27 protein-coding genes are annotated in these 26,281 nt (G+C 72.7%); 15 read left to right on the top strand and 12 right to left on the bottom strand.

Annotation, left to right across the window (positions count from 1 at the left end):
- Nucleotides 1–10: 10 nt before the first annotated feature.
- A complete protein-coding gene (locus tag ASC77_RS25960) occupies nucleotides 11–316 on the top strand; it encodes a cold-shock protein (RefSeq protein WP_082574488.1) in 306 nt (101 codons plus the stop codon).
- Nucleotides 317–332: 16 nt separating this feature from the next.
- Here ASC77_RS25960 and ASC77_RS02215 read toward each other — a convergent pair whose 3' ends face one another.
- From ASC77_RS02215 to ASC77_RS02205, 3 genes are all read right to left on the bottom strand, one after another.
- Nucleotides 333–1,013, bottom strand: a complete 681-nt coding sequence (locus ASC77_RS02215; RefSeq protein ID WP_056148305.1) for a TetR/AcrR family transcriptional regulator — start codon at nucleotides 1,011–1,013, stop codon at nucleotides 333–335.
- A 185-nt stretch (nucleotides 1,014–1,198) separates the two neighbouring features.
- On the bottom strand, nucleotides 1,199–1,426 hold the full coding sequence (locus tag ASC77_RS02210) for a PLD nuclease N-terminal domain-containing protein (protein WP_056148304.1): 228 nt from the start codon (nucleotides 1,424–1,426) through the stop codon (nucleotides 1,199–1,201).
- A gap of 9 nt (nucleotides 1,427–1,435) precedes the next feature.
- Complete coding sequence (locus tag ASC77_RS02205) at nucleotides 1,436–2,953, bottom strand: ATP-dependent DNA ligase (RefSeq protein ID WP_056148300.1); 1,518 nt, start codon at nucleotides 2,951–2,953, stop codon at nucleotides 1,436–1,438.
- Nucleotides 2,954–2,994: 41 nt separating this feature from the next.
- On the opposite strand from ASC77_RS02205, the gene ASC77_RS02200 reads away from it, so the two are divergent.
- Nucleotides 2,995–4,008, top strand: a complete 1,014-nt coding sequence (locus tag ASC77_RS02200; RefSeq protein ID WP_056148297.1) for an App1 family protein — start codon at nucleotides 2,995–2,997, stop codon at nucleotides 4,006–4,008.
- A complete protein-coding gene (locus ASC77_RS02195; RefSeq protein WP_082574487.1) occupies nucleotides 4,005–4,988 on the top strand; it encodes a 5'-3' exonuclease in 984 nt (327 codons plus the stop codon). The genes ASC77_RS02200 and ASC77_RS02195 overlap by 4 nt, the downstream gene beginning before the upstream one ends.
- Here the strand turns inward: ASC77_RS02195 and ASC77_RS02190 are convergent.
- Entirely contained in the window at nucleotides 4,977–5,933 is a 957-nt protein-coding gene (locus tag ASC77_RS02190; RefSeq protein WP_056149778.1) for a helix-turn-helix transcriptional regulator, read from the bottom strand. The genes ASC77_RS02195 and ASC77_RS02190 overlap by 12 nt on opposite strands.
- Before the next feature lie 55 nt (nucleotides 5,934–5,988).
- On the opposite strand from ASC77_RS02190, the gene ASC77_RS02185 reads away from it, so the two are divergent.
- Nucleotides 5,989–6,552 (top strand): cysteine hydrolase family protein, encoded by a 564-nt coding sequence (locus ASC77_RS02185; protein WP_056148295.1) that lies wholly within the window; start codon nucleotides 5,989–5,991, stop codon nucleotides 6,550–6,552.
- A gap of 3 nt (nucleotides 6,553–6,555) precedes the next feature.
- On the opposite strand, the gene ASC77_RS02180 is transcribed toward ASC77_RS02185, so the two are convergent.
- On the bottom strand, nucleotides 6,556–7,251 hold the full coding sequence (locus tag ASC77_RS02180) for an alpha/beta fold hydrolase (protein ID WP_056148292.1): 696 nt from the start codon (nucleotides 7,249–7,251) through the stop codon (nucleotides 6,556–6,558).
- A 143-nt stretch (nucleotides 7,252–7,394) separates the two neighbouring features.
- Between ASC77_RS02180 and ASC77_RS02175 the strand changes: the two genes are divergently transcribed.
- The 4 genes from ASC77_RS02175 (at nucleotide 7,395) to ASC77_RS02160 (ending at nucleotide 12,817) form a co-directional block, all read left to right on the top strand.
- Nucleotides 7,395–10,136: a helix-turn-helix transcriptional regulator gene (locus tag ASC77_RS02175; RefSeq protein ID WP_162249783.1), complete on the top strand. Its 2,742-nt coding sequence runs from the start codon at nucleotides 7,395–7,397 to the stop codon at nucleotides 10,134–10,136.
- A 62-nt stretch (nucleotides 10,137–10,198) separates the two neighbouring features.
- Complete coding sequence (locus ASC77_RS02170) at nucleotides 10,199–11,158, top strand: alpha/beta hydrolase (protein WP_056148286.1); 960 nt, start codon at nucleotides 10,199–10,201, stop codon at nucleotides 11,156–11,158.
- Between the two features lie 20 nt (nucleotides 11,159–11,178).
- A complete protein-coding gene (locus tag ASC77_RS02165; protein ID WP_056149775.1) occupies nucleotides 11,179–11,892 on the top strand; it encodes an alpha/beta hydrolase in 714 nt (237 codons plus the stop codon).
- A 7-nt stretch (nucleotides 11,893–11,899) separates the two neighbouring features.
- Nucleotides 11,900–12,817: a DUF5996 family protein gene (locus tag ASC77_RS02160; protein ID WP_056148282.1), complete on the top strand. Its 918-nt coding sequence runs from the start codon at nucleotides 11,900–11,902 to the stop codon at nucleotides 12,815–12,817.
- Here the strand turns inward: ASC77_RS02160 and ASC77_RS02155 are convergent.
- Entirely contained in the window at nucleotides 12,792–13,577 is a 786-nt protein-coding gene (locus tag ASC77_RS02155) for an enoyl-CoA hydratase/isomerase family protein (protein ID WP_056148280.1), read from the bottom strand. The two genes, ASC77_RS02160 and ASC77_RS02155, sit on opposite strands and share 26 nt — an antisense overlap.
- Nucleotides 13,578–13,632: 55 nt before the next feature.
- Here ASC77_RS02155 and ASC77_RS02150 point away from each other — a divergent pair, with 55 nt between their 5' ends.
- The 6 genes from ASC77_RS02150 (at nucleotide 13,633) to ASC77_RS02125 (ending at nucleotide 18,003) form a co-directional block, all read left to right on the top strand.
- Nucleotides 13,633–14,565 (top strand): DNA-3-methyladenine glycosylase family protein, encoded by a 933-nt coding sequence (locus ASC77_RS02150; RefSeq protein ID WP_056148278.1) that lies wholly within the window; start codon nucleotides 13,633–13,635, stop codon nucleotides 14,563–14,565.
- Nucleotides 14,566–14,594: 29 nt separating this feature from the next.
- Nucleotides 14,595–15,032: a VOC family protein gene (locus tag ASC77_RS02145; RefSeq protein ID WP_056148275.1), complete on the top strand. Its 438-nt coding sequence runs from the start codon at nucleotides 14,595–14,597 to the stop codon at nucleotides 15,030–15,032.
- 126 nt (nucleotides 15,033–15,158) lie between these two features.
- Nucleotides 15,159–15,920, top strand: coding sequence for a DUF4397 domain-containing protein (locus ASC77_RS02140; protein ID WP_082574391.1), 762 nt, complete (start codon nucleotides 15,159–15,161; stop codon nucleotides 15,918–15,920).
- Nucleotides 15,917–16,561, top strand: a complete 645-nt coding sequence (locus tag ASC77_RS02135; protein WP_082574390.1) for a class F sortase — start codon at nucleotides 15,917–15,919, stop codon at nucleotides 16,559–16,561. Before ASC77_RS02140 ends, ASC77_RS02135 begins: the two co-directional genes overlap by 4 nt.
- Nucleotides 16,562–16,686: 125 nt before the next feature.
- A complete protein-coding gene (locus tag ASC77_RS02130) occupies nucleotides 16,687–17,430 on the top strand; it encodes a hypothetical protein (protein ID WP_156390876.1) in 744 nt (247 codons plus the stop codon).
- A gap of 141 nt (nucleotides 17,431–17,571) precedes the next feature.
- Nucleotides 17,572–18,003, top strand: coding sequence for an STAS domain-containing protein (locus ASC77_RS02125; protein WP_056148266.1), 432 nt, complete (start codon nucleotides 17,572–17,574; stop codon nucleotides 18,001–18,003).
- A gap of 122 nt (nucleotides 18,004–18,125) precedes the next feature.
- On the opposite strand, the gene ASC77_RS02120 is transcribed toward ASC77_RS02125, so the two are convergent.
- The 6 genes from ASC77_RS02120 to ASC77_RS02095 are packed head-to-tail and all read right to left on the bottom strand — an operon-like array spanning nucleotide 18,126 to nucleotide 23,892.
- Complete coding sequence (locus ASC77_RS02120) at nucleotides 18,126–18,593, bottom strand: tRNA (cytidine(34)-2'-O)-methyltransferase (RefSeq protein ID WP_056148262.1); 468 nt, start codon at nucleotides 18,591–18,593, stop codon at nucleotides 18,126–18,128.
- Between the two features lie 12 nt (nucleotides 18,594–18,605).
- Entirely contained in the window at nucleotides 18,606–19,865 is a 1,260-nt protein-coding gene (locus ASC77_RS02115) for a phospholipase D-like domain-containing protein (RefSeq protein ID WP_056148259.1), read from the bottom strand.
- 24 nt (nucleotides 19,866–19,889) lie between these two features.
- Nucleotides 19,890–20,477: a GTP-binding protein gene (locus tag ASC77_RS02110; RefSeq protein ID WP_056148256.1), complete on the bottom strand. Its 588-nt coding sequence runs from the start codon at nucleotides 20,475–20,477 to the stop codon at nucleotides 19,890–19,892.
- Nucleotides 20,458–20,832 carry a DUF742 domain-containing protein gene (locus ASC77_RS02105; protein ID WP_056148253.1) on the bottom strand — a complete coding sequence of 125 codons (375 nt, stop codon included), beginning with the start codon at nucleotides 20,830–20,832 and terminating at the stop codon, nucleotides 20,458–20,460. Before ASC77_RS02105 ends, ASC77_RS02110 begins: the two co-directional genes overlap by 20 nt.
- 4 nt (nucleotides 20,833–20,836) lie before the next feature.
- Complete coding sequence (locus ASC77_RS02100; RefSeq protein ID WP_056148245.1) at nucleotides 20,837–21,268, bottom strand: roadblock/LC7 domain-containing protein; 432 nt, start codon at nucleotides 21,266–21,268, stop codon at nucleotides 20,837–20,839.
- Nucleotides 21,269–21,270: 2 nt separating this feature from the next.
- Nucleotides 21,271–23,892 carry an ATP-binding protein gene (locus tag ASC77_RS02095; RefSeq protein ID WP_156390875.1) on the bottom strand — a complete coding sequence of 874 codons (2,622 nt, stop codon included), beginning with the start codon at nucleotides 23,890–23,892 and terminating at the stop codon, nucleotides 21,271–21,273.
- A 156-nt stretch (nucleotides 23,893–24,048) separates the two neighbouring features.
- On the opposite strand from ASC77_RS02095, the gene uvrB reads away from it, so the two are divergent.
- The gene (gene uvrB, locus ASC77_RS02090; RefSeq protein ID WP_056148236.1) at nucleotides 24,049–26,190 is read left to right on the top strand and encodes an excinuclease ABC subunit UvrB; all 2,142 of its coding nucleotides are present in this window, start codon (nucleotides 24,049–24,051) and stop codon (nucleotides 26,188–26,190) included.
- Nucleotides 26,191–26,281: the final 91 nt, after the last annotated feature.

The raw sequence follows: 26,281 nt of genomic DNA, 5'->3' as shown, positions 1-26,281 counted from the left end.
TCATGGTGTGGTGACGACGTACGGCGTGATCCGCGAGTGGTCCTCCGAAGAAGGCTGGGGTGTCATCGACTCCGACGCGACCCCGGGCGGATGCTGGGTGCACTTCTCAGCGGTCCGTGTCGCCGGCTTCCGTACGTTCACTGCGGGCTCGGCGGTCGAGTTCACCTACGTCGCCGCGCCCCAGACGCCGTTCGACTTCCGCGCCGAGGCGGCGTGGCCGACGGGCGAGGAGCCTGTCGACGACGCGATCGTGGTCCGCGGACCGTCGGCGGCGTACGAGTCACACCTGAGCCTGCGCTTCGATGAGCCCGACTGAGCCGTCCGCGCGGTCGTCAGCGGGTGGCGAGCGCCAGCGCGGTGTGCACCATGAAGTCGCAGACCTGCTCGGGGGAGATGGTGCCGACGGTGGGGATGCCGGGGGCGGCCTCCTTCACCAGGATGCCGACCCGGGCGAGCTGGAGCGCGCCGAGGCCGCTCGCGTAGAGCGTGTTGGCGAGCAGCACCGGGTCCTCGACCCGGAACACGCCCGCCTCGACGCCGTGCTCGAGCACCTGGGTGAGCACCGCCAGGCACCCGGAGATCCCCCGGCCGAGCCGGAAGAGCGCGCTCTCCGACATCTCGTCGAGCAGGTCGGGGCCGGTACGCCGCATGATCGTCTGCGCGCAGTCGACGAACGCCGGGTGCGCGACGCCGTACGCCACGAACGCCGTGACCAGCGCGCTCAGCTGCTGCTCGGCGTCGTCGCTGGTCTCGATCGCGGCGGCGAGGTCGTCGCGGAGCTCGTCGAGGTAGCCGACCAGGGTGAGCGCGAACAGCTCCTCCTTGCCGGTGAAGTGCCGGTAGACGATCGCCCGGTTGATCCCGACCGCCTTGGCGATGTCCTCGATCTGGGCGTCCCGCACGCCGCGCTTGTCGAAGAGGCCCCGGGTCGCCGCGATGATGTCCTTCTCGCGGGCCCGGCGCCGCGCCGCCGCCGCCGTACGCCGGCCGTCGGTCTCGGGAGCACTCGTCATGGCTCCAATTTACAACCGTGCAACTGGGAGTTGCACGGGTGTGACGGATTCGAGGCGTGTCGTCGGGTCGGCGACCTCCGGGACCGACGTTTGGTCACCAAGCGTGCATGGGAGCGCGACCACTCTGCGCTTGGTGACCAAACGTCGCGGACGGAGGCCGCGATCAGGCCCGCATCAGGCCCGGATCAGGCCGTGGCCCGGCGCCCGCGAAGCAGGTAGGCCAGCGGACCGAACGGCTGCACGGCGAACGACAGGACCCACAGCGCCTTGCGGCCGCGGACCTCGCTGGCGGGGCGGCGGGCCAGGTCGCGCAGGGCGACGGCGGTCAGCACCACCTCGACGGCACCGCCGGCGATGATCGCCTTCTGCTGGGTGGGCGTCAGGTCGCTCCACTTCTTCTTCTCGCGGCTCACGTCCCAAGCCTACGAGAGGTACCCACGCACGGTCTCGATCGTGTCGATCTCGCTGACCGGCTTGTCGTCGCGGTAGCGCACGACCCGGGCGAAGCGCAGGGCCACGCCGCCGGGGTAGCGGGTCGATCGCTGGACGCCGTCGAAGGCGATCTCCACGACCTGCTCCGGACGGACCTCGACTGCGTAGTGCGCGCGGATCTCCGACGGTGTCACCGCGAGCTCGGTGAAGCGCACGGTCTGCCAGGCGAGCATCTCGTCGGTCATGCCCTTGAACGTCTTGCCGAGCATGACGAAGCCGTCCCCCGACGCGTCGCGGGCGCCGAGGTGGATGTTGGAGAGCCAGCCCTCGCGGCGACCCGAGCCCCACTCGACGCCGAGCACGACCAGGTCGAGGGTGTGGACGGGCTTCACCTTCACCCAGGCGGCGCCCCGGCGGCCGGCGTCGTACGGCGCGGTCAACGACTTCACGACGACGCCCTCGTGGCCGGAGCCCAGGGTGTCCGCCAGGAAGGCGTCCGCGTCGGGCACCGAGGCAGTCACCAGCCGCGGCACCCGGTGCTCCGCCGGCACCAGCCGCTCGAGCGCCTCCGCGCGCTCGGCCGCCGGCGCATCGAGGAGGTCGACGCCGTCGAGGTGCAGGACGTCGAAGAAGTACGGCGTGACCACGACCCCGTCCGCCATCGCCGTCCGCGACGCCGTCTCCTGGAACGGCCGCGGCCGCCCGTCGTCGGCCAGGGCCAGCGCCTCGCCGTCGAGCACGAACGACGTCGCCGGCAGCGACCGCGCCACCTCGACCACCTCGGGCAGCCGGGCCGTGATGTCCTCGAGCGACCGGGTCGCGACGAGCACCTCGTCACCGGAGCGGTGCACCTGGATCCGGATGCCGTCGAGCTTCACGTCGACGGCCACCTCCGCTCCGCTGCCCGCCTTGGCCAGCGCCTCGCCGACGGACGGCGCGCTCGACGCCAGCATCGGCACCACGGGCCGGCCGACCTCCAGCCCCACGGCAGCCAGGGCTTCGACCCCCGAGAACGCGGCCGCGGCCACCGCCACCGTCGAGCCGCCCAGCATCGCGGCCCGTCGGACGGCGGGCAGCGGCACCTCGGCCGCGACGGCCAGCGCCTCCTGCACGAGCGAGTCCAGCGCCCCCTGGCGCACGGCGCCGGTCACGACGCCGCGCAGCCACGTCTGCTCCTCGGCGGTCGCCCGGCCGAACAGCTCGTCCACCGCCGAGGACCGCGCCGCCTGCGAGCCTGACCCCGACAGCGCCGCGATCGTCTCGAACGCCTCGTGCACCTCGGCCACCGTCAGCGACGGCGTCGGGGCTGGAGCGGGCAGGGACGACAGCCCGCGCCAGCCCAGCCCGGTGCGCCGCTGCCGCAAGGAACCGCCGACGTACGCCGTCACGGTCTCGACCTCGTCAGCGGACGCCACCCTCAGCAGAGCGGCGATCGCCTCCACCTTGGCCTTGCGGGAGCGGGTGGCGGCGACCGTCGCGGAGGTGGCGACCACGTCGGCGAGCAGCATGCGCCCATTCAAGCCCAGCGCACCGACACTAGGGTGCCAGCGTGGGACGCAAGCAGTGGCTGCTCGTCGAGGCCGAGCGCCGGTGGGACGCCGCCCGGCTGCGTCGCACGGCGGGCCGGACGCCGGAGAACTTCCGGATCGACGTCTACCTCGGCCACGGCGGTCCCGGCGGCGTCGTCGTCCGCGGGCGCGTGCTCGACAACGCGCCGCCCACCCCGGCCATGGAGGGCGAGGGACTGGGCGCGTCGCTGCGTCGCAGCCTCAGCCAGTTCGTGACCGACGAGCTCCCCGGCGTACCCCTCCGGGTCACCGTCGGCGACGCGAGCGTCGAGGCCAGCACCGACGACGAGGGCTACTTCCACGCCGAGCTGCGGCCGAGCGCCCTCACCGACCCCTGGCAGGACGGCTCGGTCGAGCTGGCGGGGGACTACCGCGGCATCACCGAGCACCGTGAGGCCGTCCGCGTGCGGGTTCCTGGCCCGGACGCGCGGTTCGGGGTGGTCTCCGACGTCGACGACACCATCCTCGAGACGGGTGTGCAGCGGGTGGGGCAGATGCTGCGGCAGACGTTCACCGGCTCGGCGCTGACGCGCACGCCGTTCCCCGGCGCCGCCGAGCTCTACCGGGACCTCGCCGCGCCCGCCAACCCGGTCTTCTACGTCTCGTCCAGCCCGTGGAACCTCTACTCGTTCCTGGTCGGCTTCCTGCGGCACCGCGACTTCCCGCTCGGCCCGCTGCTGCTGCGCGACCTGATCGGCAACCGCTCCGGCCGGGCCCGCAAGCACGAGCGGATCGCGGAGATCCTCGACCTGCACGCGCACCTGCCGTTCGTGCTGATCGGCGACTCCGGCGAGAAGGACCCGGAGGTGTACGCCGACATCGTGCGCGACCACCCCGGCCGGGTGCTGGCGGTCTACATCCGCGAGGTCCGCCTCGACCCGGGCGACGGGCGCGTGGAGGCCGTCAGCGACACCTGGGACCACGACGTCCCGTTCGTGTTGGCGGCCGACAGCGACGCCGTACGACGCCATGCCGAGGGGCTGGGCCTGCTGTGACCGACCGTCGCCTGCTGCTCGCCGTGGACGCACCGTCGCTGCTGCACCGCCACCACCACGCCCGAGTCGAGTCCCAGCTGCACGACCGCGGCGGACGTCCCGCCTGGGCGCTGCACGGGATGCTGCGGCAGATCCTGGAGGCGATCGACCAGTTCGCACCCGACGCCGTGCTCTTCGGGCTCGACGACCGGACGTCGTCGGTGCGCGAGCAGGCCTACCCGGCGTACAAGGCCGGCCGCGCCGAGAAGGACCCGCAGCTGGTCGACCAGCTCGACCGCGCCGGTGCCCTGCTCGACGCCCTCGGGCTCCTCACGGTCACCCCGGAGGGGCTGGAGGCCGACGACGTCAACGCGTCCGCGGCCGCCTGGGCGGAGCGCTCGGGATGGCGGTGCGTGCTGATCACCTCCGACCGGGACGTGTTCGCGCACATCAGCGAGCACACCCACGTGCTCCGCCTGATCAACGGCGGGATCTCCGGGTCCCCGCTGCTCAACCCGGCCCGCCTGCACGCGATGTACGGCGTCGCGGCCGAGCACTACCTCGAGTACGCCGCGCTGCGGGGTGACGCCAGCGACAACCTCCCGGGCGTGCCCGGCATCGGCGAGAAGTCCGCGGCGATCCTGCTCTCCCAGATGGGCTCGATGCGCGCGGTGTGGGCCGACATCGACCACTGCGACGGCGCCACCCTGGTGGCCACCCTCGACTCCTGGTGCGAGGAGGAGGGCCGGCGCCGGATGGGCGCGACCATGCTGAAGCGGCTGGCGACCCCGGAGGCCCGGCAGCGCTTCGAGTTCAACCTGTCGATGATGTCGGGCCGCACCGACCTCGACCTGGGCCTGACCCCGGACGTGCCCGGCAGCCCCGGCCTGCTCCCGCTCGAGCCCGACCGGGTCGCGCGGGTGGTCGGCCACCTCGGCGTACCGGCCACGACCGACCTGGCCCTGCGGGTGCTGACCGAGCCTCCCGCGTCATTCGGCTGACGCCGCTGCGGTGAGCCGCTCGGCCAGCACCTCGAGCGCGGCCCGCACCTCGTCGCCCTCGTCGATCCGGAAGGCTCCGGGCAGCATCGCCAGCTGCTCGGCGTACATCACGACGTTGCGTGTCGAGCCGACGAGCCGGGTCGTGTGGGCGTCGACCTCCTCCAGCCGGCCCATGGTCCGCGGGATCGACGCCGCGACCCGAGCGATCGGCGCGTCGACGGTGACGCGCACCGGGTGCTGCCAGCCGCTCGCGAGGTTCTCCTCCAGGGAGGCGACCGGGTCCAGGTCTGCGGGCGGCTCGAAGGTCTCGGCCAGCACCTCGACCGAGCCCACGCGGTCGATCCGGTAGGTGCGGACGGCGTCGGCGGTGACGGACCGGCAGAGGAGGTACCAACGTCCGTAGCGCACGACCACCGCCCACGGCTCGGCCTCCAGGTCGCGCTCGTTGCCGGCCTCGGTGCGGTAGCCGAGCCGGACGCGACGTCGCGCGGCGCACGCCTCGACCAGCGCGACCGTGGTCGCGGGTTCGGGCCGGGACGGGTCGCGGTGGGGGACGGGAGCCGCCGTACGGCGGACCGCCTCCGCCTGGGCGGCCACCGACCGCGGGAGCGCAGCGAGCAGCTTGCCGAGTGCTCGGCCCACCGGACCCTCGGCGTCGGCCGCGTCGTGCTGACCGTCCAGCGCGGCCATCACCAGGCCGAGTGCCTCGTCGGACCCGAAGCGCAGCGGCGGCGGTCGTACGCCGCGGCCGAGGCGGTAGCCGCCGTCGGGGCCGCGGATCGACTCGACCGGGATGTCCGCCTGACGCAGGATCTCGACGTACCGACGGGCTGCGCGCGCCGTCACGCCGAGCCGGCGGCCGAGGCGCTCCGCGGTGATTCCGGGGGAGTCCTGCAATGCCTCGAGCGCGAGCAGCGCTCGGGAGGTCGGGCTGAGATCGGGCACCGGATCGCTCCTGATCAGGAAGTGGAACGTCCACATTGCCACCTACGGTCGCCCCATGACCACTCTCACCGACCGTCCGCAGACCGCCCTCCTCGTCATCGACGTCCAGAACGACGTCGTGGCCGAGGCCCACGACCGCGACCGCGTCGTCGCCACCATCGCCACGCTCGTCGAGCGGGCCCGCGAGCAGCAGCTGCCGGTCGTCTGGGTCCAGCACTCGCACCCCGAGGGCATGCCCCGGGGCAGCGACGGGTGGAAGTACGTGCCCGAGCTCGTCATCGGCGCGGAGGAGCCGGTCGTGCACAAGCTGTACGGCGACTCCTTCGAGGACACCGACCTCGAGGACGTCCTCGGTCGGCTCGGTGTCGGCCGCCTCGTCGTGGCGGGTGCGCAGACCGACATGTGCATCCGCTCGACGCTGCACGGGGCGCTCGCGCGCGGCTACGACGCCACCCTCGTCGCGGATGCGCACACGACCGAGGACCTGAGCGAGTACGGCGCGCCGACCCCCGACCTGGTGATCGCCCACACCAATCTCTACTGGGCCGACCAGCGCGCGCCCGGACGCACCGCCGGGACCGTCACCGCCGCCGAGGCGTTCACCGCCCCGGCGGGCTGAGGGTCAGGAGCTGACGCCGGCGACGGCGGCCTCGATCAGCGCGACGACCGCGTCGGGCTGGGAGACCATCGGCACGTGGCTGGAGGCGACCTCGACGGTCGTGGCGCCCATCCGCGCCGCGAACTGGCGCTCGGCGTCCGGCGGGATCGCCTCGTCGTTGGTCGCCACCAGGTACCAGCTGGGCAGCGCCTTCCACGCCGGCACGCCCATCACGTCGCCGAACGCCGACAGCGAGATCGGCTGCTGCACGGCGTGCATCACCTTGGCCCGCGCCGGCTCGACGTCGGCGGCGAAGTGCCCGACGAAGTCGTCCTCGCGCAGCCAGGCGTAGCCGAGCGCGTCGACGTCGAGGTTGGCCAGGGCCGGCGACGGCGGGCCGCTCTCGACCAGCGCGCCGATCGACTCGCCCTCGTCGAGCCCGAAGGCCGCGATGTAGACGAGCGCGACGACGTTCGGGGCGTCCTCGTTGAGGGCGGTCATGATCTGGCCGCCGTACGAGTGCCCGACGACGACGGTCGGCCCGCTCTGCCGGTTGAGCACCTGGCGGAGGCGGTCGACGTCGGCGGCGAGGGAGGACTCGGGGAACTGCGGGGCGGTCACGCCGTACCCGCGCTCGTGGAGCGTGCTGATGACGGAGCTCCAGCAGGAGCCGTCGGCCCAGGCGCCGTGCACCAGGACGATGTGGGGGAGATCGCTCATGCTGGGACGCTAGCGGCGATGGTCGCGCTCCCACCAGTGTCCGAACGGGTTGTTCTCGGACCGTTCACGAGGCGGGTGGTGCCGGGTCGTCCCACCCCTCGGGGCGAGAACGCCCGTCGGGGTGCGTGGGGGAGAATCGCTGCGTGGCAGTGGATCTCGTGGGCCGGAGCGAGCTGCTCGACGAGATCTGGCGCCTCCTGCGCGAGGGGCCCCGGGTCGTCTGCATCACCGGTGAGCCCGGCGTCGGCAAGTCATCGGTGCTGGGCGAGGTCGCTGCTCGCGCACGCGCGGACAGCTGGTCGGTCCTCGCCGCCCGTGGCCGGCCGAGCGAGCGGTCGCTCTCCTACGCCGGGGCCGTCGACCTGCTCCGGACCGACGAGCTGGAGCTCGACCCCGGGCTGCGCTCGCGAGCCGAGGAGCTGGTCGAGACGCTGGTGGGTCGCGGCGACGAACGGGTGACCGACGCGCTCTCGTTGCGGCTCGACATCGCCGCCTGGCTGCGCGACCTGGCCGGCCGGGCGCCGGTGCTCGTGCTCGTCGACGACCAGCAGTGGCTCGACGACAGCTCGTGGTCGGTGCTCTCGTTCGTCGCCAACCGACTGGCCGGCAGCCGGGTGTCGTTCCTGGTCGCCACGCGCGACGCCGCAGGCGCCGAGGGGCTCGAGGACCTGCCGGCGCTGGCGATCGCGCCGCTCGACCTCGACGGCTCGATGACGCTGCTCGAGGGCCTGGGCATCCGGCTCGACCCGGTCGTGCGCACTGTCATCGTCGAGCGGGCACAGGGCAACCCGCTCGCGCTGCGCGAGTTCGCCCGCACCACCGGCTCGTCGCTGACGCCGTCCGGGTCGTCCGACCCGCTCGACGTACCGCCCCGGGTGGAGGCCGCGTTCGCCGCCGAGCTGCCCGGACTGCCCCCGTCGACGCGCGCCGCGCTGCTCCTGGCCGCGGCCGGGGCGTCCGACATCGGCGTGCTCGAACGGGTCCTGGGAGTCGACGGGGTCGGCGACCTCGAGCCCGCCGAGGCCGTCGGGCTCGTGAGCGTCGTCGACGGCCACGTGCGCTTTCGCCACCCGCTCGTCCGGTCGACGATCTACACCCGGGCGTCGGCTCGCGAGCGGGTCAGGGCACACCGGGACCTCGCCGACGCGTACGTCGACGACCCTGCCCGACGCGTGTGGCACCGGGCCGGCGCCAGCCTGCGCGCGGACGAGGGGATCGCAGGTGAGCTGATGGCGACGGCCTTCGACGCGCGGGACCGCGGCGCGCACTCCGAGGCCGCGCGCGCGATGCTGCGCGCCGCCGAGCTGAGCCCCAGCAGGGTCGACCGGGAGTCGCGGATGCTCGAGGCCCTGATGATGCTCGGTCACACCGGTCACGTCGCCCGGCTCCAGGCGATCTCCGAGCGGATCCGGGAGGAGAGCGACGACCCGACGGTGCGCGCCCGCGCCGCCCACCAGGCGGCGTACGCGATGGCGCAGACCATGCGGCAGAGCGCCGCGCTGGACGCGCTCGAGGGCTCGCTGGAGGAGATGCTCTCGGCCGATGCCGACGCGGGCTGGGCGGCGCTGACCACCTTGGCGTCGCTGTCCTACCAGACCGGGAAGGGGTCCGAGCGCGTCCGCGGGTGGTACGACCGCTTCGCCCGGGAGGCGCCCGCCACCCCGGGGCCGATGGTCGAGATGACGCGCGCGGCGAGGACCTGGATCGAGGTCGCGCTGGCCCCGTTGTCGCGGCCACCCGAGCTCGTCGCCCGGGTGCGGGACACCCCGCCGCTCGACCTGGAGATCCCGATGGACCTCCTGGCCGCGCAGGAGGTGATGCTCGGCGCTGCCGCCTGGTTGCTGGACGAGACAGAGGTCGCGAGCCGGCGGCTGGAGAAGGGGGCCGCCCTGATGCGGCGCTCGATCGGGCCGGTCAACCTGGCGCAGACGCTGATGGCCCTGGGGCAGGTGCAGTTCGACCGGGGTGCCTTCGCCGAGGCGGCCGACACCGCTCGGGAGCTGATCGACCTGGCGGAGGCGAGAAGCCTGGTCTTCTACCGCCTGGTCGGACGTGAGCTGCTCGCGCGCGTGACGGCCGTGGTGGGCAGTCCGGAGGCCGCCCGGGTCGAGGCGGAGGCGATCCTGCGGGCCCTCGACGTCGACGAGTGTGCCGCCCTCGAGGCCAACCTGATCGTGACGCTCGCCCGTGCGGCCTTCGCCGCGGGCGACCTCGCGGGCAGCGCCCGGCACGCGCGGGCTCTCTTCCGTGCCGACGGTCGACCGCTGCACCCGCACGTCTGCCTGCGGGCGCTGGGCGAAGTGGCGCAGGTGGCGGTCCGCGCGGGCGAGCGGGACGCCGTCGCCGTGATCGTGGAGCGCGCTCGCGCCCGGCTCGAGGGCACGGCTGACGTGCGCTTCGAGCTGATCCTCCAGCGCGCCCTCGCGGCACTCGCCGAGGGTGACGAGGCCGAGGCGTTCCACGCGATGGCCACCAGTCACCCGCAGGCGGCCACCTGGCCGTTCGAGCTCGCCCATGCCGAGCTCGGCTACGGCACCTGGTTGCGCCGGCAGCGCCGGCCGGCGCAGGCCCGCGACCACCTGGCGACCGCCCGTGACGCCTACGCCCGACTCGGTGTCCACGCCTGGGCGGCCGTCGCCGAGGCCGAGCTGCGCGCCGCCGGTGTGGCCCAGGCGGAGGCGGCACCGGCGAGCCTGGACGACCTCACCCCGCAGGAGCGCCAGATCGTGCTGCTCGCCGGTCGGGGCCTGACCAACCGCGAGATCGGCAAACAGCTCTTCCTGTCACCCCGGACGGTCTCGACGCATCTCTACCACGCATTCCCGAAGCTCGGGGTGACCTCCCGGGCCCAGCTGCGCGGCCTTCTCGACCCGTCGGGCGACTGACGGCGCGCAAGTACGTCACGTGACGGATGCGGCGTACGACGTGCGCGGCGCAGGCTCGTCGCATGACCGACATCAAGCCCGTCCTCGAGCCGGCCGCCCAGGAGTTCGTCGAGGCGACTGCGGACCCGCCGTACCTCTTCGACCTCTCCATCGAGGAGGGCCGCAAGACCGTCGACTCCGTCCAGGACGGCGACGTCCCGGCGCCGGCGGTGGACACCGAGGAGCTCACGATCCCCGGCGGTCCGACCGGCGAGGTCTCGATCACGATCTACCGCCCGGCCGGGTCCGTCGGGCCGCTGCCGGTGATCCTCTTCACCCACGGTGCCGGGTGGGTCTTCGGCGACGCGCACACGCACGACCGCCTCGTGCGCGAGCTGACCACCCGGGCCGAGGCCGCGACCGTGTTCACCAACTACGACCGCTCGCCCGAGGCGAAGTACCCCGTCGCCATCGAGCAGGTCTACAACGCGCTCGAGTGGATCGGCGAGCACGGCGCCGAGTACGACCTCGACCCGGGCCGGATCGCCGTCGCAGGCGACTCTGTCGGCGGCAACATGTCCGCCGCCGTGACGATCATGGCCAAGCAGCGTGGCGGTCCGCGGCTCGCCGCGCAGCTGCTCTACTACCCCGTCACGGACGCGTCCTTCGACACCGGCTCCTACCACCAGTTCCAGACCGACTACTGGCTGCGACGCGACGCCATGCAGTGGTTCTGGGATCAGTACACGAGCGACGCCGAGGACCGCGCGCAGATCACGGCATCGCCGCTGCGTGCGAGCACCGAGGAGCTGGCGGGGCTGCCGCCCGCCCTCGTGATCGTCGCCGAGGCCGACGTGCTGCGCGACGAGGGGGAGGCGTACGCCGCGAAGCTGCGTGCGGCCGGCGTGCCGGTCACGGCCGTGCGCTACCAGGGGATCATCCACGACTTCGTGATGGTCAACGCCCTGCGCGACACCCACGCGGCCAAGGCCGCCACCGCTCAGGGAGCCGACTTCCTGCGCGCCGCCCTGTACGACCAGTGACCACTCACCAGGAGCTCTCCATGCCCAAGCCCACCATCGTCCTCGTCCACGGGGCGTTCGCCGACGCCTCCAGCTTCGCCGCGCTCGTGCCCGAACTGCTCGCCGACGGACTCGCCGTCCGGGTGCCCGCCGTACCCAACCGGAGCCTGGCCGGCGACGCGGAGTACATCGCATCCGTGGTCTCCCACATCGACGGACCCGTCCTGCTCGTCGGCCACTCGTACGGCGGCGCGGTGATCACCGTCGCCGGGACGGCCGACAACGTCGTCGGTCTCGTCTACCTCGCCGGCTACGCCCTCGACGAGGGGGAGAGCCTCGGCGAGCTGCAGGGCGGCTTCCCCGACTCCCCGCTGGCCGAGGCGCTCGTCTACACGCCCTTCCCGCAGCCGGGCGGCGAGGACGGCACCGACGTCTCGGTCGACATCGAGAGGTTCCCGGAGATCTTCGCCGCCGACGTCGACCCCGACCTGGCCAGGATCCTCGCAGTCTCGCAGCGTCCGCTGGCGGGCGCCGCCTTCGGCGAGCCGGCGTCGGCCGCCGCGTGGAAGACGAAGCCGGCGTGGGGGATCGTGTCCTCCTCGGACCGCACCATCAACCCCGACGTCGAGCGCTTCGGCTACCAGCGCGCCGGCATGACGACCGTGGAGATCGACTCCTCGCACCTCGTGATGCTGGCGCACCCGAAGGAGGTGGCGGACGTGATCCGCACCGCCATCGAGTCGATCGGGTCGTAGCGGCTCCGTGAACGGGCACGACGGCCGCTGGCCGCGGTTGCTGGTCGACGACTGGACCGACACCAGGGACACCCTGCACCGCTGGGTGCAGGTCGTGGGCAGGATCCGACTGGCGCTCTCGCCGTTCGAGAACCACTGGTGGCACGTCCCGCTCTACGTCAACGCGATCGGGCTGACGACCTCGCTGATGCCGGCGGGTGGGCGCGGGGTCGAGATCCAGTTCGACTTCGTCGACCACCGCCTCCTGCTCGACTGCACCGACGGCCGCCGTCGGACCGTCGAGCTCACGCGCCGGTCGGTCGCGGACTTCCACGCGGAGGTCCGCGCCCGGCTGGGGGAGCTCGACCTGCACGTGCCGATCGGCGCCGCCCCGGTCGAGGTCGAGGACGCCACACCCTTCGCGGACGACGAGCACCACGCGTCGTACGACCCGGACGCGGCGCACCTCTTCTGGCTCTCCCTGGTCAAGGCGCACGGCGTCCTGTCCGAGTTCCGCGGGGAGTTCCGCGGCAAGGGCAGCCCCGTCCACTTCTTCTGGGGGGCCTTCGACCTGGCCGTGACCCGCTTCTCCGGCCGACCCGCGGCACGACACCCCGGCGGCGTGCCCAACTGCCCCGACCGGGTGATGTGGGAGGCCTACTGCGCCGAGGTCTCCAGCGCCGGCTTCTGGCCCGGAGGCAGCCCCGAGGGGAGCTTCTACTCCTACGCCTACCCCGAGCCGCCCGGCTTCCGGTCGGCCGCGGCCGGACCCGCCGGGGCGGCGTACGACGAGCGCCTCGGGGAGTTCCTGCTGCCCTACCACCTGGTCCGGGAGTCCTCCGAGCCCGACCGGCTGGTCCTGGAGTTCCTGCGCTCGACCTACGACGCCGCCGCGCGGCTGGGGGAGTGGCCCGACGAGGTCACCAACCCGGCGGCAGGCTGGTGAAGTCGGGCTCGCGACCCTCGGCGAACGCGGTCAGCGCCTCCAGGTTCGCGGGGCCGCCCATCAGCTCGGCGAAGGCGGCGTTCTCGCGGTCGCGGGCGGCGCGGATCTCGGTGCGCACCGGCTCGGTCATGGTCCGCTTCACCGCGATCAGCGAGGAGATCGGGCGGGCGGCGAGCACCTCGGCGTGCCGGCGCGCCTCGCGCAGCAGGTCGTCGGGCTCGCACACCCGCCACACCAGGCCCATCGCCTTCGCCTCGGCGGCCGAGACCCACTCGGCGGACAGCAGCATCCAGGCAGCGTCCTGGCGCCCGACCAGCTGCGGGAAGAGGTACGACGAGGCCGCCTCCGGCGCGACGCCGAGGCTGGTGAACGGGCACTTCAGGCGCGCGGTCGTCGACATGAACGCGAGGTCGGCGTAGCCCAGGATCGTCGCGCCGATGCCGAGGCCGACCCCGTTGACCGCGCAGACGAGCGGCTTCGGGAAGGCGACGAGCGCGTCGAGGAGGCCGAGGAAGCCGTGCTTGCCGGGCACGAAGTCCGGGTCGGTGGCCCGCGCGTGCATCTCGAGCAGGTCGGTGCCGGCGCTGAACGCCCGGCCGTTGCCGGTCAGCAGCAGCACCGCGACGTCCGGGTCGTCGGCCGCGGCCAGCAGGGCCTCGGCGGTCGCGTCGTAGAGCGCCTCGTTGAAGGCGTTGAGCGCGTCGGGCCGGTCGAGGGTGAGGGTGCGGACCCGGTTGCGGTCCTCGATCTGGAGCGTCATGGCGCCCAGACTAGAACGTGTTCCACTGTCCGGGGCTCCGGCTATCGTCGGGGTCGTGGCGGACGGACAGGTGCGGGAGTGGCGACCCGACTGGCCGTGCTCGGTCGGTGCCGCCCTCGGTGGGCTGCGCCGCGGTGGCGGCGACCCGACGTACAAGGTCGTCGGCGACCGGCACTGGCGCGGCATCCGTACGCCGCAGGGGCCGGTCACCCTCGCCCTCGAGCCGCGGTCGGCCGACGGCGTCGTGCGCGCCGAGGCCTGGGGCCCGGGCGCCGACTGGGTCCTCGACTCGGTCCCGGCGCTGCTCGGTGCTGAGGACGACCTGACCGGGTTCGAGAGGCGCACGCCCGAGGTCCAGGAGGCGTGGCGCCGCTTCGGCCAGTGGCGGATCGGCCGCAGCGGACTGGTGATGGAGGCCCTGACGCCCGCGATCATCGAGCAGAAGGTGACCGGCCAGGAGGCCTTCGCCGGGTTCCGGATGCTCGTGCACCGCTACGGCGAGCGCGCTCCCGGCCCCGGCGTGGACCTCAAGCTGTGGGTGCAGCCGTCGGCCGACACCATCCGCCAGGTCCCGTCGTGGGAGTGGCTGCGGATGCACGTCGACCCCGCGCGCTCGCGCGCCCTCGTCACTGCTGCCCGCGTCGCCGACGCGCTCGAGCGCACCGTCGGCCTGCCCGGCGACGAGGTCGAGCGCCGGCTGACCTCGCTGCCGGGGATCGGCGTCTGGACGGCGGCCGAGGTGCGGCAGCGCGCCCACGGCGATGCCGACGCCGTCTCGTTCGGCGACTACCACGTCGCCCAGGACATCGGCTGGGCCGTCGCCGGACGTGACTTCGACGACGACGAGCTGGCGGCCTACCTCGAGCCGTGGCGCCCGCACCGCAACCGGGTCGTCACCCTGCTGCTCCTTGGCGGCCGCAAGCGCCCGCGCCACGGCGCCCGGATGGCGCCGCGGACGCACCTCCCCGCGAGCGTCACGCGGCGGTGACCTCGCGCCGAGCGGCTACCGTGCCTCGCATGCCCATCAAGCTCGAGAACGTCGGCATCGCCGTCCGCGACCTGGAGGCGACGATCGCCTTCTTCACCGACCTCGGGCTCACCCTGCTCGGCACCGACACGGTGAGCGGGGAGTGGGCCGACACGGCGGTCGGCCTGGACGGCAACCACGCGAAGATCGCGATGCTCCAGACACCGGACGGCCAGGGTCGTCTGGAGCTCTTCGAGTACCTCCACCCCGATGCGATCGAGACCGAGCCGACGCTGCCCCACGAGATCGGGATGCACCGGGTGGCGTTCTCCGTCGACGACATCGACGAGGCGCTCGAGATCGCGGCGCGGCACGGGTGCCATCCGCTGCGCGGGGTGGCGACGTACGAGGACGTCTACAAGCTCACCTACCTCCGCGGCCCCAGCGGCATCCTCGTGATGCTGGCCCAGGAGCTGAACAAGGGCTGACCGTCGGGCGGTCCGAGCGGGTCCACGTCACCAAGATCGGGTAATCGCCCCCTCCGCGCGGTCGTGACGAGCGGTGCCGGGTACTGGTGGGGCATCCGCTCCCAGCGGAGGATTCGGGGGCTCACCATGTCAGTGAGGCACGTGCTCACGATGTCGGTCGTCGTCGCGGCGGCGACGGCCTCGGCGCTGGCGGTCACCGGTGCGCCACCGGGCGACGCGAGATCCTCGACGGGTCGACTGTTCGTGGTCCAGGCCGTGCCGGGGACGACGTACGACGTCTCCCTGGACGGCGAGCAGGAGCAGTCCGGCGTCGAGACGGGCACCGTCGTCGGTCCGCTCGAGCTGAGAGCCGGCCAGCACGAGGTGCGGTTCGATCCCGACGACGGCCAGCCGCTGACCGCGACCGTGAGCGTCCGGGCCGGGTCGAGCAAGGACCTGGTGCTGCACCTGCCGGCCGATCCCGGAGGTGCTCCGGTGGCCGACACCTACGGCGTGTCCACCAAGCCGGTCGCACCCGACATGGCCCGGGTCCTGGTCGCCCACACCGCGACCGTGCCGCCGGCCGACGTCCGGGTCGACGGGAAGGTGGTCTTCGAGGACATCGCCAACGGGGAGTTCGCCCAGGCCGACGTACCAGCGGGTCCGCACGAGGCGGCGATCCTTCCGGCCGGCACGACCGGCGACCCGATCCTCGGTCCGCTCGACGTCGACCTCCCGGCAGGGACGGTCACCATGGTCTACGCGGTCGGCTCGCCAACCAACGGTTCGATGAACGTGATCTCACACCGTGCCGAGGTGCCGACGAGCGCGGCGGGTTCACTGCGTGCGATCCACACCGGCTCCGCGGGCCTCGTGCGCTCGTGGCGGGTCGCTGCGTTCGGGCGATGAGTCGTGACCGCGTCTCCCCACCGGCCGCGGTGGTCCTGGTCGCCGGTCTCCTTCTCGTGCTCCTCGGGTGCGCCACGGGCGGTGCCCGCGAGGGACACCGGGCCGATCCGTCGACGCACCCTGACGCCCGCTCGGTGGACACGGGTGCAGCGCGACGAGCAGGGCCGCCCGACCCGGAGCGTCCCGTGAGCGTGCGGCTGCCCAGCGGGATCTGGGTGCCCGTCGCCGCGGCCGGCGTCGGCAACGGCGGTGTCCTCGGGGTGCCGGAGGACGTCGACCGCGCCGGCTGGTGGCGCGGCGGCGCCCGCCTGGGCGACCCCTTCGGGGCGACCCTGATCGCCGGTCACGTGGACTCGACCGACCAGGGACTCGGAGCCTTCGCCGAGCTCCTGGGCGTGCGCCCTGGTCAGCAGGTGCGGGTCCGCTCGAAGCACCTGGAGCAGGTCTTCACGATCCGGTCACGGCGGCTCGTCCCCGGCCGCGAGTTGCGCGACGTCCCGCAGGTCTTCTCGGTCCGCGGCGAACGGCGGTTGACGCTGGTCACCTGCGCGCCGCCGTACGAGCCCAGCCGTGGCGGGTACCAGAACCTCGCAGTCGTGACCGCCACTCCCGTGGGCGACGCCGAGAGGAGGAGGCGATGAGGCCGAGCTCGAGGTCCCTGCCGCCCGGCCGACCGCCGCGCCGCCCCACGCCGCCCGGAACCGGTCCGCCACGTCGGGCTCCGCACCGCGTTCCGGTGCGGGCGGCCGGGCCGACGCAGGGCGCGGTGCCGGATCCGCTCCCGCCACCGGAACCCGTTGCCGAGGCACCGGCGCCCGGTCGCAACCGCCGACGCCTGCTCCTCGCCGCACTCGCCGTCGTCGGCGTCGCGGTCCTGGTGGTGGAGGGCATCGCCCTGGCCCGCACGATCGGGTCGCAGGAGTCCGCCCGCCGCGACGTCGCCACGCCCCTGCAGGCGCCGGCGGACCTTCCGGTCGAGGGCTCGCTCGTCCTGAGCAGGATCCGCGCGGACGGCACCGTCGAGGTCACCCAGTGGATCCGCAGCACCGAGGACATCACCGAGCTGTCGGTCGCGGCGCCCGATGTCGGCGTCGGCGCTGACGGGGTCAGCGTCACCGGTGCGCGCCTCGTCGCGGCCGACGGCACCTCGCTCGCCGACGACCTGACGGTGACGGCGGAGCCACGCGTCGTCGGGCTCGAGAGCCCGACGACGATGGTGCGGGCGACGTACGTTCTGCGGGGCGCGGCGGAGCAGAGTGGGACGGTCCGAGGACGGGTGCTCGCGCGTGCCGTGGCTCTGGACCTGAGCTTCCCCGCGCAGGCCGGGCCCACGGTCGTCGTCGTCGCGGCGGCCGGCGACGGCGTGGTCCGCAACCTCGCCTGCGCCAACGCGCAGTCGTCCGTCGCGCTGCTCAGGCCGTGCGGGACCCCCGACGGCACGCGCTGGCGGGTACGACTCCCGCCAGCGGGTCGCGGTGATGTCGTCGCCGCCCAGGTCGACGTCTCCTGAAGCGCCCCGGGGATCGGCGACGGAAGCCCGCACGTTCCCAAAGTCTGGGGTGTACCTCGCCCGGCGAGGGGTGGATGATCGACACATCAGTGGCGTAGCCCTCGCCCCCACCTATCGAGAGCGACATCGAGGTCTGCGGGTATGGACGGGTTCCGACCCGACCACGGCCCCCTGTCTGCTGCGGTCGACCTGAGGGCGTGGAGCGGAGCCGACGTGGTGCCGTCGGTCGACGTGCACTTCTTCTGGCTCGGCTCCTGGACGATCGTCCGGGTCGTGGGCGAGATGGACATCCAGGCGCGAGAGCTCATCGACCGTCGGCTCGACGGCGAGGTCGGTCACCTCGTGTTCGAGCTCGACGGAGTCACGTTCATGGACGCCTGCGGCCTCGGGGTCCTGCTCGACCGGCTCCGCCGAGCGAGGGAGGCGGACGGCGTCGTGTACCTCGTCGCCCCGTCGGCGCCGGTCCTCCGCCTGCTCGAGCTGACGGACTCGGCGCGGCTCTTCCCGCCGATCGTCGCCGCCGACCGGGCCGTGGCCTTCCTGCAGGCCGCCGATCCCTGGACCGTCTTCTGATGCCCGTCGGGACGCGCCTGCGTACGTGCGACCGGTCGGGAGTGTCGTGATCTTCGACCCTCGGGGCCACCGCTCTTCCGGCGCAGCGTGTTCGACCTGTTGCGGTCCTACCTTCGCGACGGCTACAGCGCGCCCGGGAAACCCTGCTGGCGCCAGGCCTCGTACGCCGCGACCGCGGCGGAGTTCGACAGGTTCAGGGACCGGCGGCCGGGCACCATCGGGATCCGGACCCGCTCCGTGACCCGCGGGTGGGCGAGCACCTCCGCGGACAGGCCCGTCGGCTCGGGTCCGAAGAGCAGCACGTCGGCGGGCTGGAAGGCGATGTCGGTGTGCCACCGGGTCGCGTGGGCGGTGAAGGCGAAGACCCGCGACGACGCCAGGGGTCCGCCCAGCGCGGTGTCGAGGTCGGGGTGCACCACCACCGACGCGAGGTCGTGGTAGTCCAGGCCCGCGCGCTTGAGCTTCGGCTCGGACAGCTCGAAGCCCAGCGGCTCGACCAGGTGCAGGGTGGCGCCGGTGCCGGCGACCATCCGGATCGCGTTCCCGGTGTTGGGCGGGATGCGGGGCTCGAGGAACATCACGTGGAACACGCGTCGACCCCCCTACAGAAGCGGCCGCAGCGGCGCGAGGATCATCTCGGTGAACTTGCGGTGCAGGTCGCGGGCGGCCCACTCGCTCGCGGTCAGCTCGAGGCAGTTCGACTCGTCGGCGGCGTAGATCCGCTCCATGGTGGCCGCGAAGTCCGCATCGATGACCTCGACGTTGATCTCGTAGTTGCCCTGGAGGCTGAGCCGGTCGACGTTGGCGGTCCCGATGGTCGACCAGGTGCTGTCGATCGTGGACGTCTTGGCGTGCACCATCGCGTCGCGGAAGCGGAAGATCCGCACCCCGGCGTCCAGGAGCTGGGAGAAGTAGCCGCGCGAGATCCAGTCGGCCACGATGTGGTTGGACTTCAGCGGCAGCAGGAGACGGACGTCGACCCCGCGGAGCGCGGCAGCCTTCATCGCATCGACGAAGTCCTGGTCGGGGCAGAAGTAGGCGTGCGTCATCCAGACCCGTTGCGAGGCCCGGTTGATCGCCTCGATGTACATCGAGCGGATCGGGAACATCCACAGCCGCGGCACGTTGCGGTGGAAGCGGATCCGGGTCTCCCAGGTCGACGCCGTCTCCAGCAGCAGCGGCCGCTCGGACACGCCGATCCGGCGGCGGCGGTTGAGGTTCCAGAAGTCCGCGAACGCGCGCTTGAGGTCCCACACGCCCGGACCCGTGATCCGCACGTGGGTGTCGCGCCACTCGGTCGCGTACGCCGTCCCGATGTTGTAGCCGCCGACGAACCCGACGGCGTCGTCGACGACCAGGATCTTGCGGTGGTCGCGCCCGTAGCGGGCGAAGTCGTAGAACTTCCAGCCGGCCGGGTAGAGCGGGTAGCGCAGCACCTTCATCGTCGGCGGGAAGCGCTTGAAGCGCGGCGACACCACGATGTTCGCGAACCCGTCGTAGATGCAGTAGACCTCGACGCCCCGGTCGGCAGCGGCAGCGAGCGCGGCCTTGAACCTCTCGCCGACCTCGTCGCCCTTCCAGATGTAGGTCTCGAAGAGGATCTGCTTCTGCGCGCCGTCGATGGCGGCGAGCATCGCGTCGTACAGGTCCTGCCCGAAGGTGTACGGCGTCAGCGTGCCGTCCCCGACGGGGACCTCGACCGGCGGCGTGACGGGGAATGGCTTGGGCTTCTTGCCGCGCCGGCGGTAGGAGTCCACTAGCGACATCCCGATGGCGAGCGCCATCTGGATGCCGAACAGCGTGAGCAGCGTGCGACGAAGCACCCGGAGCAGTCGCTCGAAGGCCCCGCTGGAGTTGCTCACGCGGCCAATCTAGCGACCCGGCAGCTAGGCCCCGACGGCGGCGCTCAGCCGCTCGAGGGAGAACTCGGTCACGCGGACCAGCGCCTGCTTCACCGACTCGCGGCGCCGGGCGTCGATCCGGATCACCGGCGTCCCGGGGGAGAGGGCGAGCGCGGCGGCCACGTCCTCGAGCGGGTACTGCGCTGCGTCCTCGAACTGGTTGACCGCGACGATGAACGGCAGGCCCCGCTGCTCGAAGTAGTCGAGCGGCGAGAACGCCTCGTCGAGGCGCTCGGTGTCGACCAGCACGATGGCCCCGATCGCGCCGAGGCACAGGTCGTCCCACATGAACCAGAAGCGGCGCTGGCCCGGCGTACCGAAGAGGTAGAGGACGAGGTCCTCGCCCAGCGTGATGCGCCCGAAGTCCATCGCCACCGTGGTGGTGCCCTTGCGGGGGACCGCGGCGAGGTCGTCGATGCCCTCGGACTGGTTGGTCACCAGCGCCTCGGTGCGCAGCGGCATGATCTCGGAGACCGTGCCCACGAGGGTGGTCTTGCCGACGCCGAAGCCGCCGGCAACGACGATCTTCGTCGAGGCCGCGGTGCGCGGGTCGCTAGAGCGTGCGGAGTCCACGGAGCGTCCTTTCGATCAGGTCCCGACGTTCGGCGTACGTCGAGTCCTCTTGGATGGTCGTCTGCACCCGGACCTGGCCGAGCTCGACGAGGTCGGCCAGCAGCACCCGGACGACGCCGATGGGCATTGCGACGAGTGCGGCGACCTCGGCCACGGAGCGGCGGTCGCAGACCTCGAGGATGCGGGTGAGGTGCGCCTCGACCGGGCCGGCGCTGGCCGAGCCGAGGCGGCGCAGGGTCGCCTCGACGGGCAGCTCGACGCGCGGCTTGGTGCGCCCGGCCGTGAGGGTGAAGGGCCGCACCCGCACCGCGGCCGACGCGTCGACGGGATCGCCGGGCGGAGTCTCGGTGGCCATCGCGTCACCCCGGGGTGTCACTCAGGACGCGGGCCCGGGCCTGGACCATCTGGCCGACCCGGTCGACCAGCAGCGCCATCTCGTAGCCGACCTGCCCGATGTCGGCGGAGTCCTGGGTCAGCACGGCGAGGTGCGACCCGTCGCCGACGCTCATCAGCAGCAGGTACCCCTGCTCCATCTCGACGACCGTCTGCAGCACGGCACCGCCGTCGAAGAGGCGGGAGGCTCCCACCGCCAGGCTGGCGAGCCCGGAGGAGACCGCGGCGACCTGCTCGGCCCGGTCCTCCGGGATGCCGGAGCTGGCGGCCATCAGCAGGCCGTCGGCGGAGACCAGGATCGCGTGGGCGGCTGCCGGGACCTCCTCGACGAACCGGGTCACCACCCAGTCCAGCTCGCGCGTCGCGCTCGTGGAGGTGGCTACGGAGGGGGAGTACATGTTCATGCGGGGTCGCCTTGCCTCTCGGACAGATCGGCCTGCTCGGACGGGTCGGTGGACTGCTGGAGGCTCTGGTCGGCGCGGCCGCGGGAGACGCCCGCCGCGTGCGCAGCCAGCCGGGCGCGGATCGCCTCGGGGTCGCGGACGACGGGCGGGGCGGCCGCGGTCACGCCACCGGGGACCAGGCGCTGGCCGGGTCGACGGACGGGCAGGCCGGATGCGCCGACGGCGTCGCTCGGCGGCTCGGCGACCCGGTGCGCCGCCTCCCAGCCGGCCTCGACCTCGGTCGAGGCCCAGCCCTGGGAGTGGCTGCCGGAGCTGCTGAACCAGTTCGATTGCAGGGTCGCGAAGATCGGGGACTCCTCGGTGCCGATGGGTTCGCCTGTGGGCAGGGGCTCGCGCAGGGGCTCGCGCTGGGGCTCGCGCTGGGGCACGAGCGTCGGGACGACGGCGACGGGTGCGACAGGCGCGACGACGACCGGCTCGGGCTCGGGCTCCGGTTCGGGCTCGGGCTCGGGTGCCGGCTCGGGGACGACCACGACCGGCGCGGGCTCCGGCTCGGGGTCCGGCTCGGGCTGCGGAGCGACGGGGTCGCTCACCCGGCCGGGCTGGCGCTGGGGCAGCCGGGTCAGCGCGTCGATGGCCGCGAGGTAGCGGGTCGTCGACTGCTCCTCGGTGGTCTCGGTGCTGACCGCCTCGGGCCGGGGGACCGGCGCGAGGGTGGCGGCCGCGGCGACGGCCGGCCCCTTGTCGTACGTCGCCGCGGCGGTCGGTGCGGGCGCCTCGGCGGGTGCCCAGGACGCCGGGGCGGGAGCCGGGTCGCCGAGGGACACCTGGGTGCCCGGGAGGAGGGTGTCCGGCAGCACCACGCGGGCGGTCACGCCGCCGCGCTCGTTGAGCTCGAGCCGCACCTGGATGCCCCGGCGACGGGCCAGGCGGCTGACCACCAGGAGTCCCATCCGGCGCGCGGTCTCGGCGTTGACCTGGCCGCCGGAGGCGAGCTCGGCGTTGAGCCGGGTGAGGTCCCCGGTCGCGACGCCGAGGCCAGCGTCGGCGATCTCCACCTCGACGCCGGAGGTGGTCCGGATCGCCTCGACCATCACGGCCGCGGTCGGCGGCGAGTAGTTGAGGGCGTTGTCGACGAGCTCGGTGAGCAGGTGGACCACGTCGGGCGCGGCTGCGCCGGCCAGCCGGATGCTGGGCGTGGAGAGGATCTGCACCCGCTGGTAGTCGCGGACACCCGCGATCGCCGCCTGGAGGAGATCGGCGATGGTGAGGTCCGCGCCGTCTGCGCCGGGGGTCGGGGCGTCGGCGAGGACCATCAGGCTCTCCGCCGTACGACGCATGCGGGACGCGAGGTGGTCGAGCTTGAAGAGGCTCTCCAGCCGGCGCGGGTCCTCCTCGTCGCGCTCGAGGTCCTCGATCAGGCCGAGCTGCTGGTTGATGAGGGTGGTGTTGCGCCGGGAGAGGGTCGCGAACATCTCGCCCACCTGGGTGCGCAGCTCCGCCTCTCCGGAGGCGAGGGTGATGGCCTGGCGGTGCATCTCGTCGAAGGCGCGGGCCAGCTGGCCCATCTCCTCCTCCGTGGTGACGTCGATCGGCGTGATGTCGTCGACCTGGGCGCCGGAGCGGATCCTCTCGACGGTCTCGGGCAGCTCCACCTGCGCCACCTGCAGCGCGCCGTCGCGCACGCGGCGGATCGGCCGGACCAGGGTCCGGGCCACCATGAGCGCGAGGAGCACGGCGACCAGGAGGGCGGTGCCGGTGACCGCGGCGCTCGCGATCGCGAGGTTGCGCGCACTCCTGGCCGCCGCGGTCAGGTCGCCGTCGATGTCGGCGAGCAGCTGGGTGGTCAGCTGGTCGTAGGGCTTGTACGCCGTCCGGTCGCCCATCTCGGTGCCGCCGGTCCGGACGGAGCCGAAGCGCTGGGCGTTGCCGCTGGTCAGCGCGGACACCTGGGTCTGGGTCGAGCCCAGCGCGGCGCCGAGCCGGTCGATGGCGGACGCCTCCGTGCCCAGCTCCGCGGCCAGGTCGGCGGGGCTGGCGAGCGAGCCGCCGTCGTACGCGACCTGGAACTGCTGCATCGACAGCGAGAGCCGGCCGTCGAGCGCATGCGTGACGACGGGCAGCAGCGGCTCGGGCTGGGCCTGCTCGTTGACGATCTGGGAGATCAGCTGGGTGATGCCGCGGTGCAGCTGGCGCACCTGCGAGACCGACTGGCCGACGCTCACGTAGGCCTCGCCGTTCCGCAGCTGCTGGCTGAGGTCGAGGATCGACTGCACCTGCTCCTGCTGGGCGTCGGTGAGGTCGGCGTCGGCGGCGGCCTGCTCGAACTCCTTCGCCGCCGCGTCCACCTCCTTGACCGCGGCGTCCCGCTTCGGGTCGACGGCGCTGGTCTTGCGGCGGGCGACGACGGCGGCGTCCTCGGCGGCGTCGAGGTAGTCGACCGCGGGCGGCAGCACGGTCACCTGGCTCGCCGCGGCGGCGTGGTCGGCACTGGTGCCGAGCTCCTTGTGCACGCGCAGCGTGCCGAAGGTCGCCGCGAAGAGCAGCGGCACGGCAATGACGAGCACGAGCTTGCGGCGCAGGGGCCACCCGGACACGTGCAGGAACTTTCGTGACATCGACATCCCCTTGGTCACGAGGCGATGATCTGAGCGCCTACCTTCGGGCATCGGCGGACGCCTCCGGCATCGGCCAGACGGTCAGGAGATGGCCCAGGTGGGCTATGCCTCCGCTCTCCCTGGGGGCTGTCGGTGGCGCCGTCTAGGCTCGACAGCATGCGACCAGTGACCGATCTCGAGCGCCGGGTGGCGCCCTTCAAGGTCGTCTCGGACTACCAGCCCTCCGGCGACCAGCCCGCCGCGATCGAGGAGATCACCAAGCGGGTCAACGGCGGCGTCCAGGACGTCGTGCTGCTCGGCGCGACCGGCACCGGCAAGACCGCGACCGTGGCCTGGGTGGCCGAGCAGGTGCAGCGGCCGATGCTGGTGCTCCAGCCCAACAAGACGCTCGCCGCGCAGTTCGCCAACGAGCTGCGCCAGCTCTTCCCGGACAACGCGGTCGAGTACTTCGTGTCCTACTACGACTACTACCAGCCCGAGGCCTACGTCCCGCAGACGGACACCTACATCGAGAAGGACTCCTCGATCAACGAGGAGGTGGAGCGGCTGCGGCACTCCGCCACCAACAGCCTGCTCACCCGGCGCGACGTCATCGTGGTCAGCACGGTGTCCTGCATCTACGGCCTCGGCACCCCGCAGGAGTACGTGGACCGGATGCTGCGCTTGCGGGTCGGCGAGGAGCGCGACCGCGACTCGATCCTGCGCCAGCTCGTCGAGATCCAGTACACGCGCAACGACATGTCCTTCACGCGCGGCACCTTCCGGGTCCGCGGCGACACCCTCGAGATCTTCCCGGTCTACGAGGAGCACGCGGTGCGCATCGAGTTCTTCGGTGACGAGATCGAGCGGCTGATGACGCTGCACGCGGTCACCGGAGAGGTGCTGACCGAGGACAAGGAGCTCTACGTCTTCCCGGCGACCCACTACGTCGCCGGCCCGGAGCGCATGGAGCGCGCCATCCAGGGCATCGAGCTCGAGCTCGAGGACCAGCTCGGCGCCTTCGAGCGCCAGGGCAAGCTGCTGGAGGCGCAGCGGCTGCGGATGCGCACGACGTACGACGTCGAGATGATGCGGCAGGTCGGCTCCTGCTCGGGCATCGAGAACTACTCGATGCACATGGACGGCCGCACCCGCGGCTCGGCGCCCAACTGCCTGCTCGACTACTTCCCCGAGGACTACCTCGTCGTCATCGACGAGTCCCACGTCGCGGTGCCGCAGATCGGCGGCATGTACGAGGGCGACATGTCGCGCAAGCGCAACCTGGTCGACCACGGCTTCCGGCTGCCGAGCGCGATGGACAACCGGCCGCTGCGCTGGGAGGAGTTCCTCGACCGGGTCGGCCAGACGATCTACCTGTCGGCCACGCCGGGCAACTACGAGCTCGACAAGGTCACCGTCAACGGCGGGCAGCCCGACGTCGTCGAGCAGATCATCCGGCCGACCGGGCTGATCGACCCCGAGGTCGTCATCAAGCCGACCAAGGGCCAGATCGACGACCTGATCCACGAGATCCGCACCCGCGCCGAGAAGGACGAGCGGGTCCTCGTCACCACGCTCACCAAGAAGATGTCCGAGGACCTCACCGACTACCTCCTCGACGCCGGCATCCGGACCCGCTACCTGCACTCCGAGGTCGACACCCTGCGCCGCATCGAGCTGCTCCGGGAGCTCCGGATGGGGGAGTACGACGTGCTCGTCGGCATCAACCTGCTCCGCGAGGGCCTCGACCTGCCGGAGGTGTCGCTGGTCGCGATCCTCGACGCCGACAAGGAGGGCTTCCTGCGCTCCGACAAGTCGCTGATCCAGACGATCGGTCGCGCGGCCCGCAACGTGTCGGGCCAGGTGCACATGTACGCCGACAAGATCACCCCCTCGATGGAGCTCGCGATCGAGGAGACCAACCGGCGTCGCGAGAAGCAGGTGGCCTACAACAAGGCCGCCGGCGTCGACCCGCAGCCGCTGCGCAAGAAGATCGCCGACATCACCGAGATGCTCGCCCGCGAGGACGAGAACACCCAGGAGCTGCTCCAGACCTGGGCGGGCACGGCCGCGAAGGGCCGCGCCGGCGGGGTGAAGGCGCGCCAGCCCGTCCCGGGCCTCTCCAAGGCCGCGGCCGGCCAGCACGCCCCGGACATCTCCGGGATGCCGAGCTCCGACCTCGCCCAGCTCATCCAGGAGCTCACCGACCAGATGAAGAACGCCGCCGCCGAGCTCCAGTTCGAGGTCGCCGCCCGGATGCGCGACGAGATCTCGGACCTCAAGAAGGAATTGAGGCAGATGATGGAGGCCACCCGATGAGCGCCGCCCTGGCGGCGCGCTCGCTGCGTTCTCGTCGCTCGCAGGCCAAACCCGGGCCAGCTTCGCTCCTCCGCCTTGCGATCACACCACC

Source organism: Nocardioides sp. Root1257, assembly GCF_001425175.1.
GTDB lineage: Bacteria > Actinomycetota > Actinomycetes > Propionibacteriales > Nocardioidaceae > Nocardioides.
The sequence above is the reverse complement of the archived record's forward strand: the minus strand, read 5'-3'. Positions and strand labels throughout refer to the sequence as shown.

Excerpts from the sequence above, each read along its gene's own strand:
- ASC77_RS02215 (WP_056148305.1), bottom strand. The coding sequence starts at position 1,013 with ATGACGAGTGCTCCCGAGACCGACGGCCGGCGTACGGCGGCGGCGGCG.
- ASC77_RS02205 (WP_056148300.1), bottom strand. The coding sequence starts at position 2,953 with ATGCTGCTCGCCGACGTGGTCGCCACCTCCGCGACGGTCGCCGCCACC.
- ASC77_RS02185 (WP_056148295.1), top strand. The coding sequence starts at position 5,989 with ATGACCACTCTCACCGACCGTCCGCAGACCGCCCTCCTCGTCATCGAC.
- ASC77_RS02180 (WP_056148292.1), bottom strand. The coding sequence starts at position 7,251 with ATGAGCGATCTCCCCCACATCGTCCTGGTGCACGGCGCCTGGGCCGAC.
- ASC77_RS02170 (WP_056148286.1), top strand. The coding sequence starts at position 10,199 with ATGACCGACATCAAGCCCGTCCTCGAGCCGGCCGCCCAGGAGTTCGTC.
- ASC77_RS02165 (WP_056149775.1), top strand. The coding sequence starts at position 11,179 with ATGCCCAAGCCCACCATCGTCCTCGTCCACGGGGCGTTCGCCGACGCC.
- ASC77_RS02155 (WP_056148280.1), bottom strand. The coding sequence starts at position 13,577 with ATGACGCTCCAGATCGAGGACCGCAACCGGGTCCGCACCCTCACCCTC.
- ASC77_RS02145 (WP_056148275.1), top strand. The coding sequence starts at position 14,595 with ATGCCCATCAAGCTCGAGAACGTCGGCATCGCCGTCCGCGACCTGGAG.
- ASC77_RS02140 (WP_082574391.1), top strand. The coding sequence starts at position 15,159 with ATGTCAGTGAGGCACGTGCTCACGATGTCGGTCGTCGTCGCGGCGGCG.
- ASC77_RS02135 (WP_082574390.1), top strand. The coding sequence starts at position 15,917 with ATGAGTCGTGACCGCGTCTCCCCACCGGCCGCGGTGGTCCTGGTCGCC.
- ASC77_RS02125 (WP_056148266.1), top strand. The coding sequence starts at position 17,572 with ATGGACGGGTTCCGACCCGACCACGGCCCCCTGTCTGCTGCGGTCGAC.
- ASC77_RS02105 (WP_056148253.1), bottom strand. The coding sequence starts at position 20,832 with ATGGCCACCGAGACTCCGCCCGGCGATCCCGTCGACGCGTCGGCCGCG.
- ASC77_RS02100 (WP_056148245.1), bottom strand. The coding sequence starts at position 21,268 with ATGTACTCCCCCTCCGTAGCCACCTCCACGAGCGCGACGCGCGAGCTG.
- ASC77_RS02095 (WP_156390875.1), bottom strand. The coding sequence starts at position 23,892 with ATGTCACGAAAGTTCCTGCACGTGTCCGGGTGGCCCCTGCGCCGCAAG.
- uvrB (WP_056148236.1), top strand. The coding sequence starts at position 24,049 with ATGCGACCAGTGACCGATCTCGAGCGCCGGGTGGCGCCCTTCAAGGTC.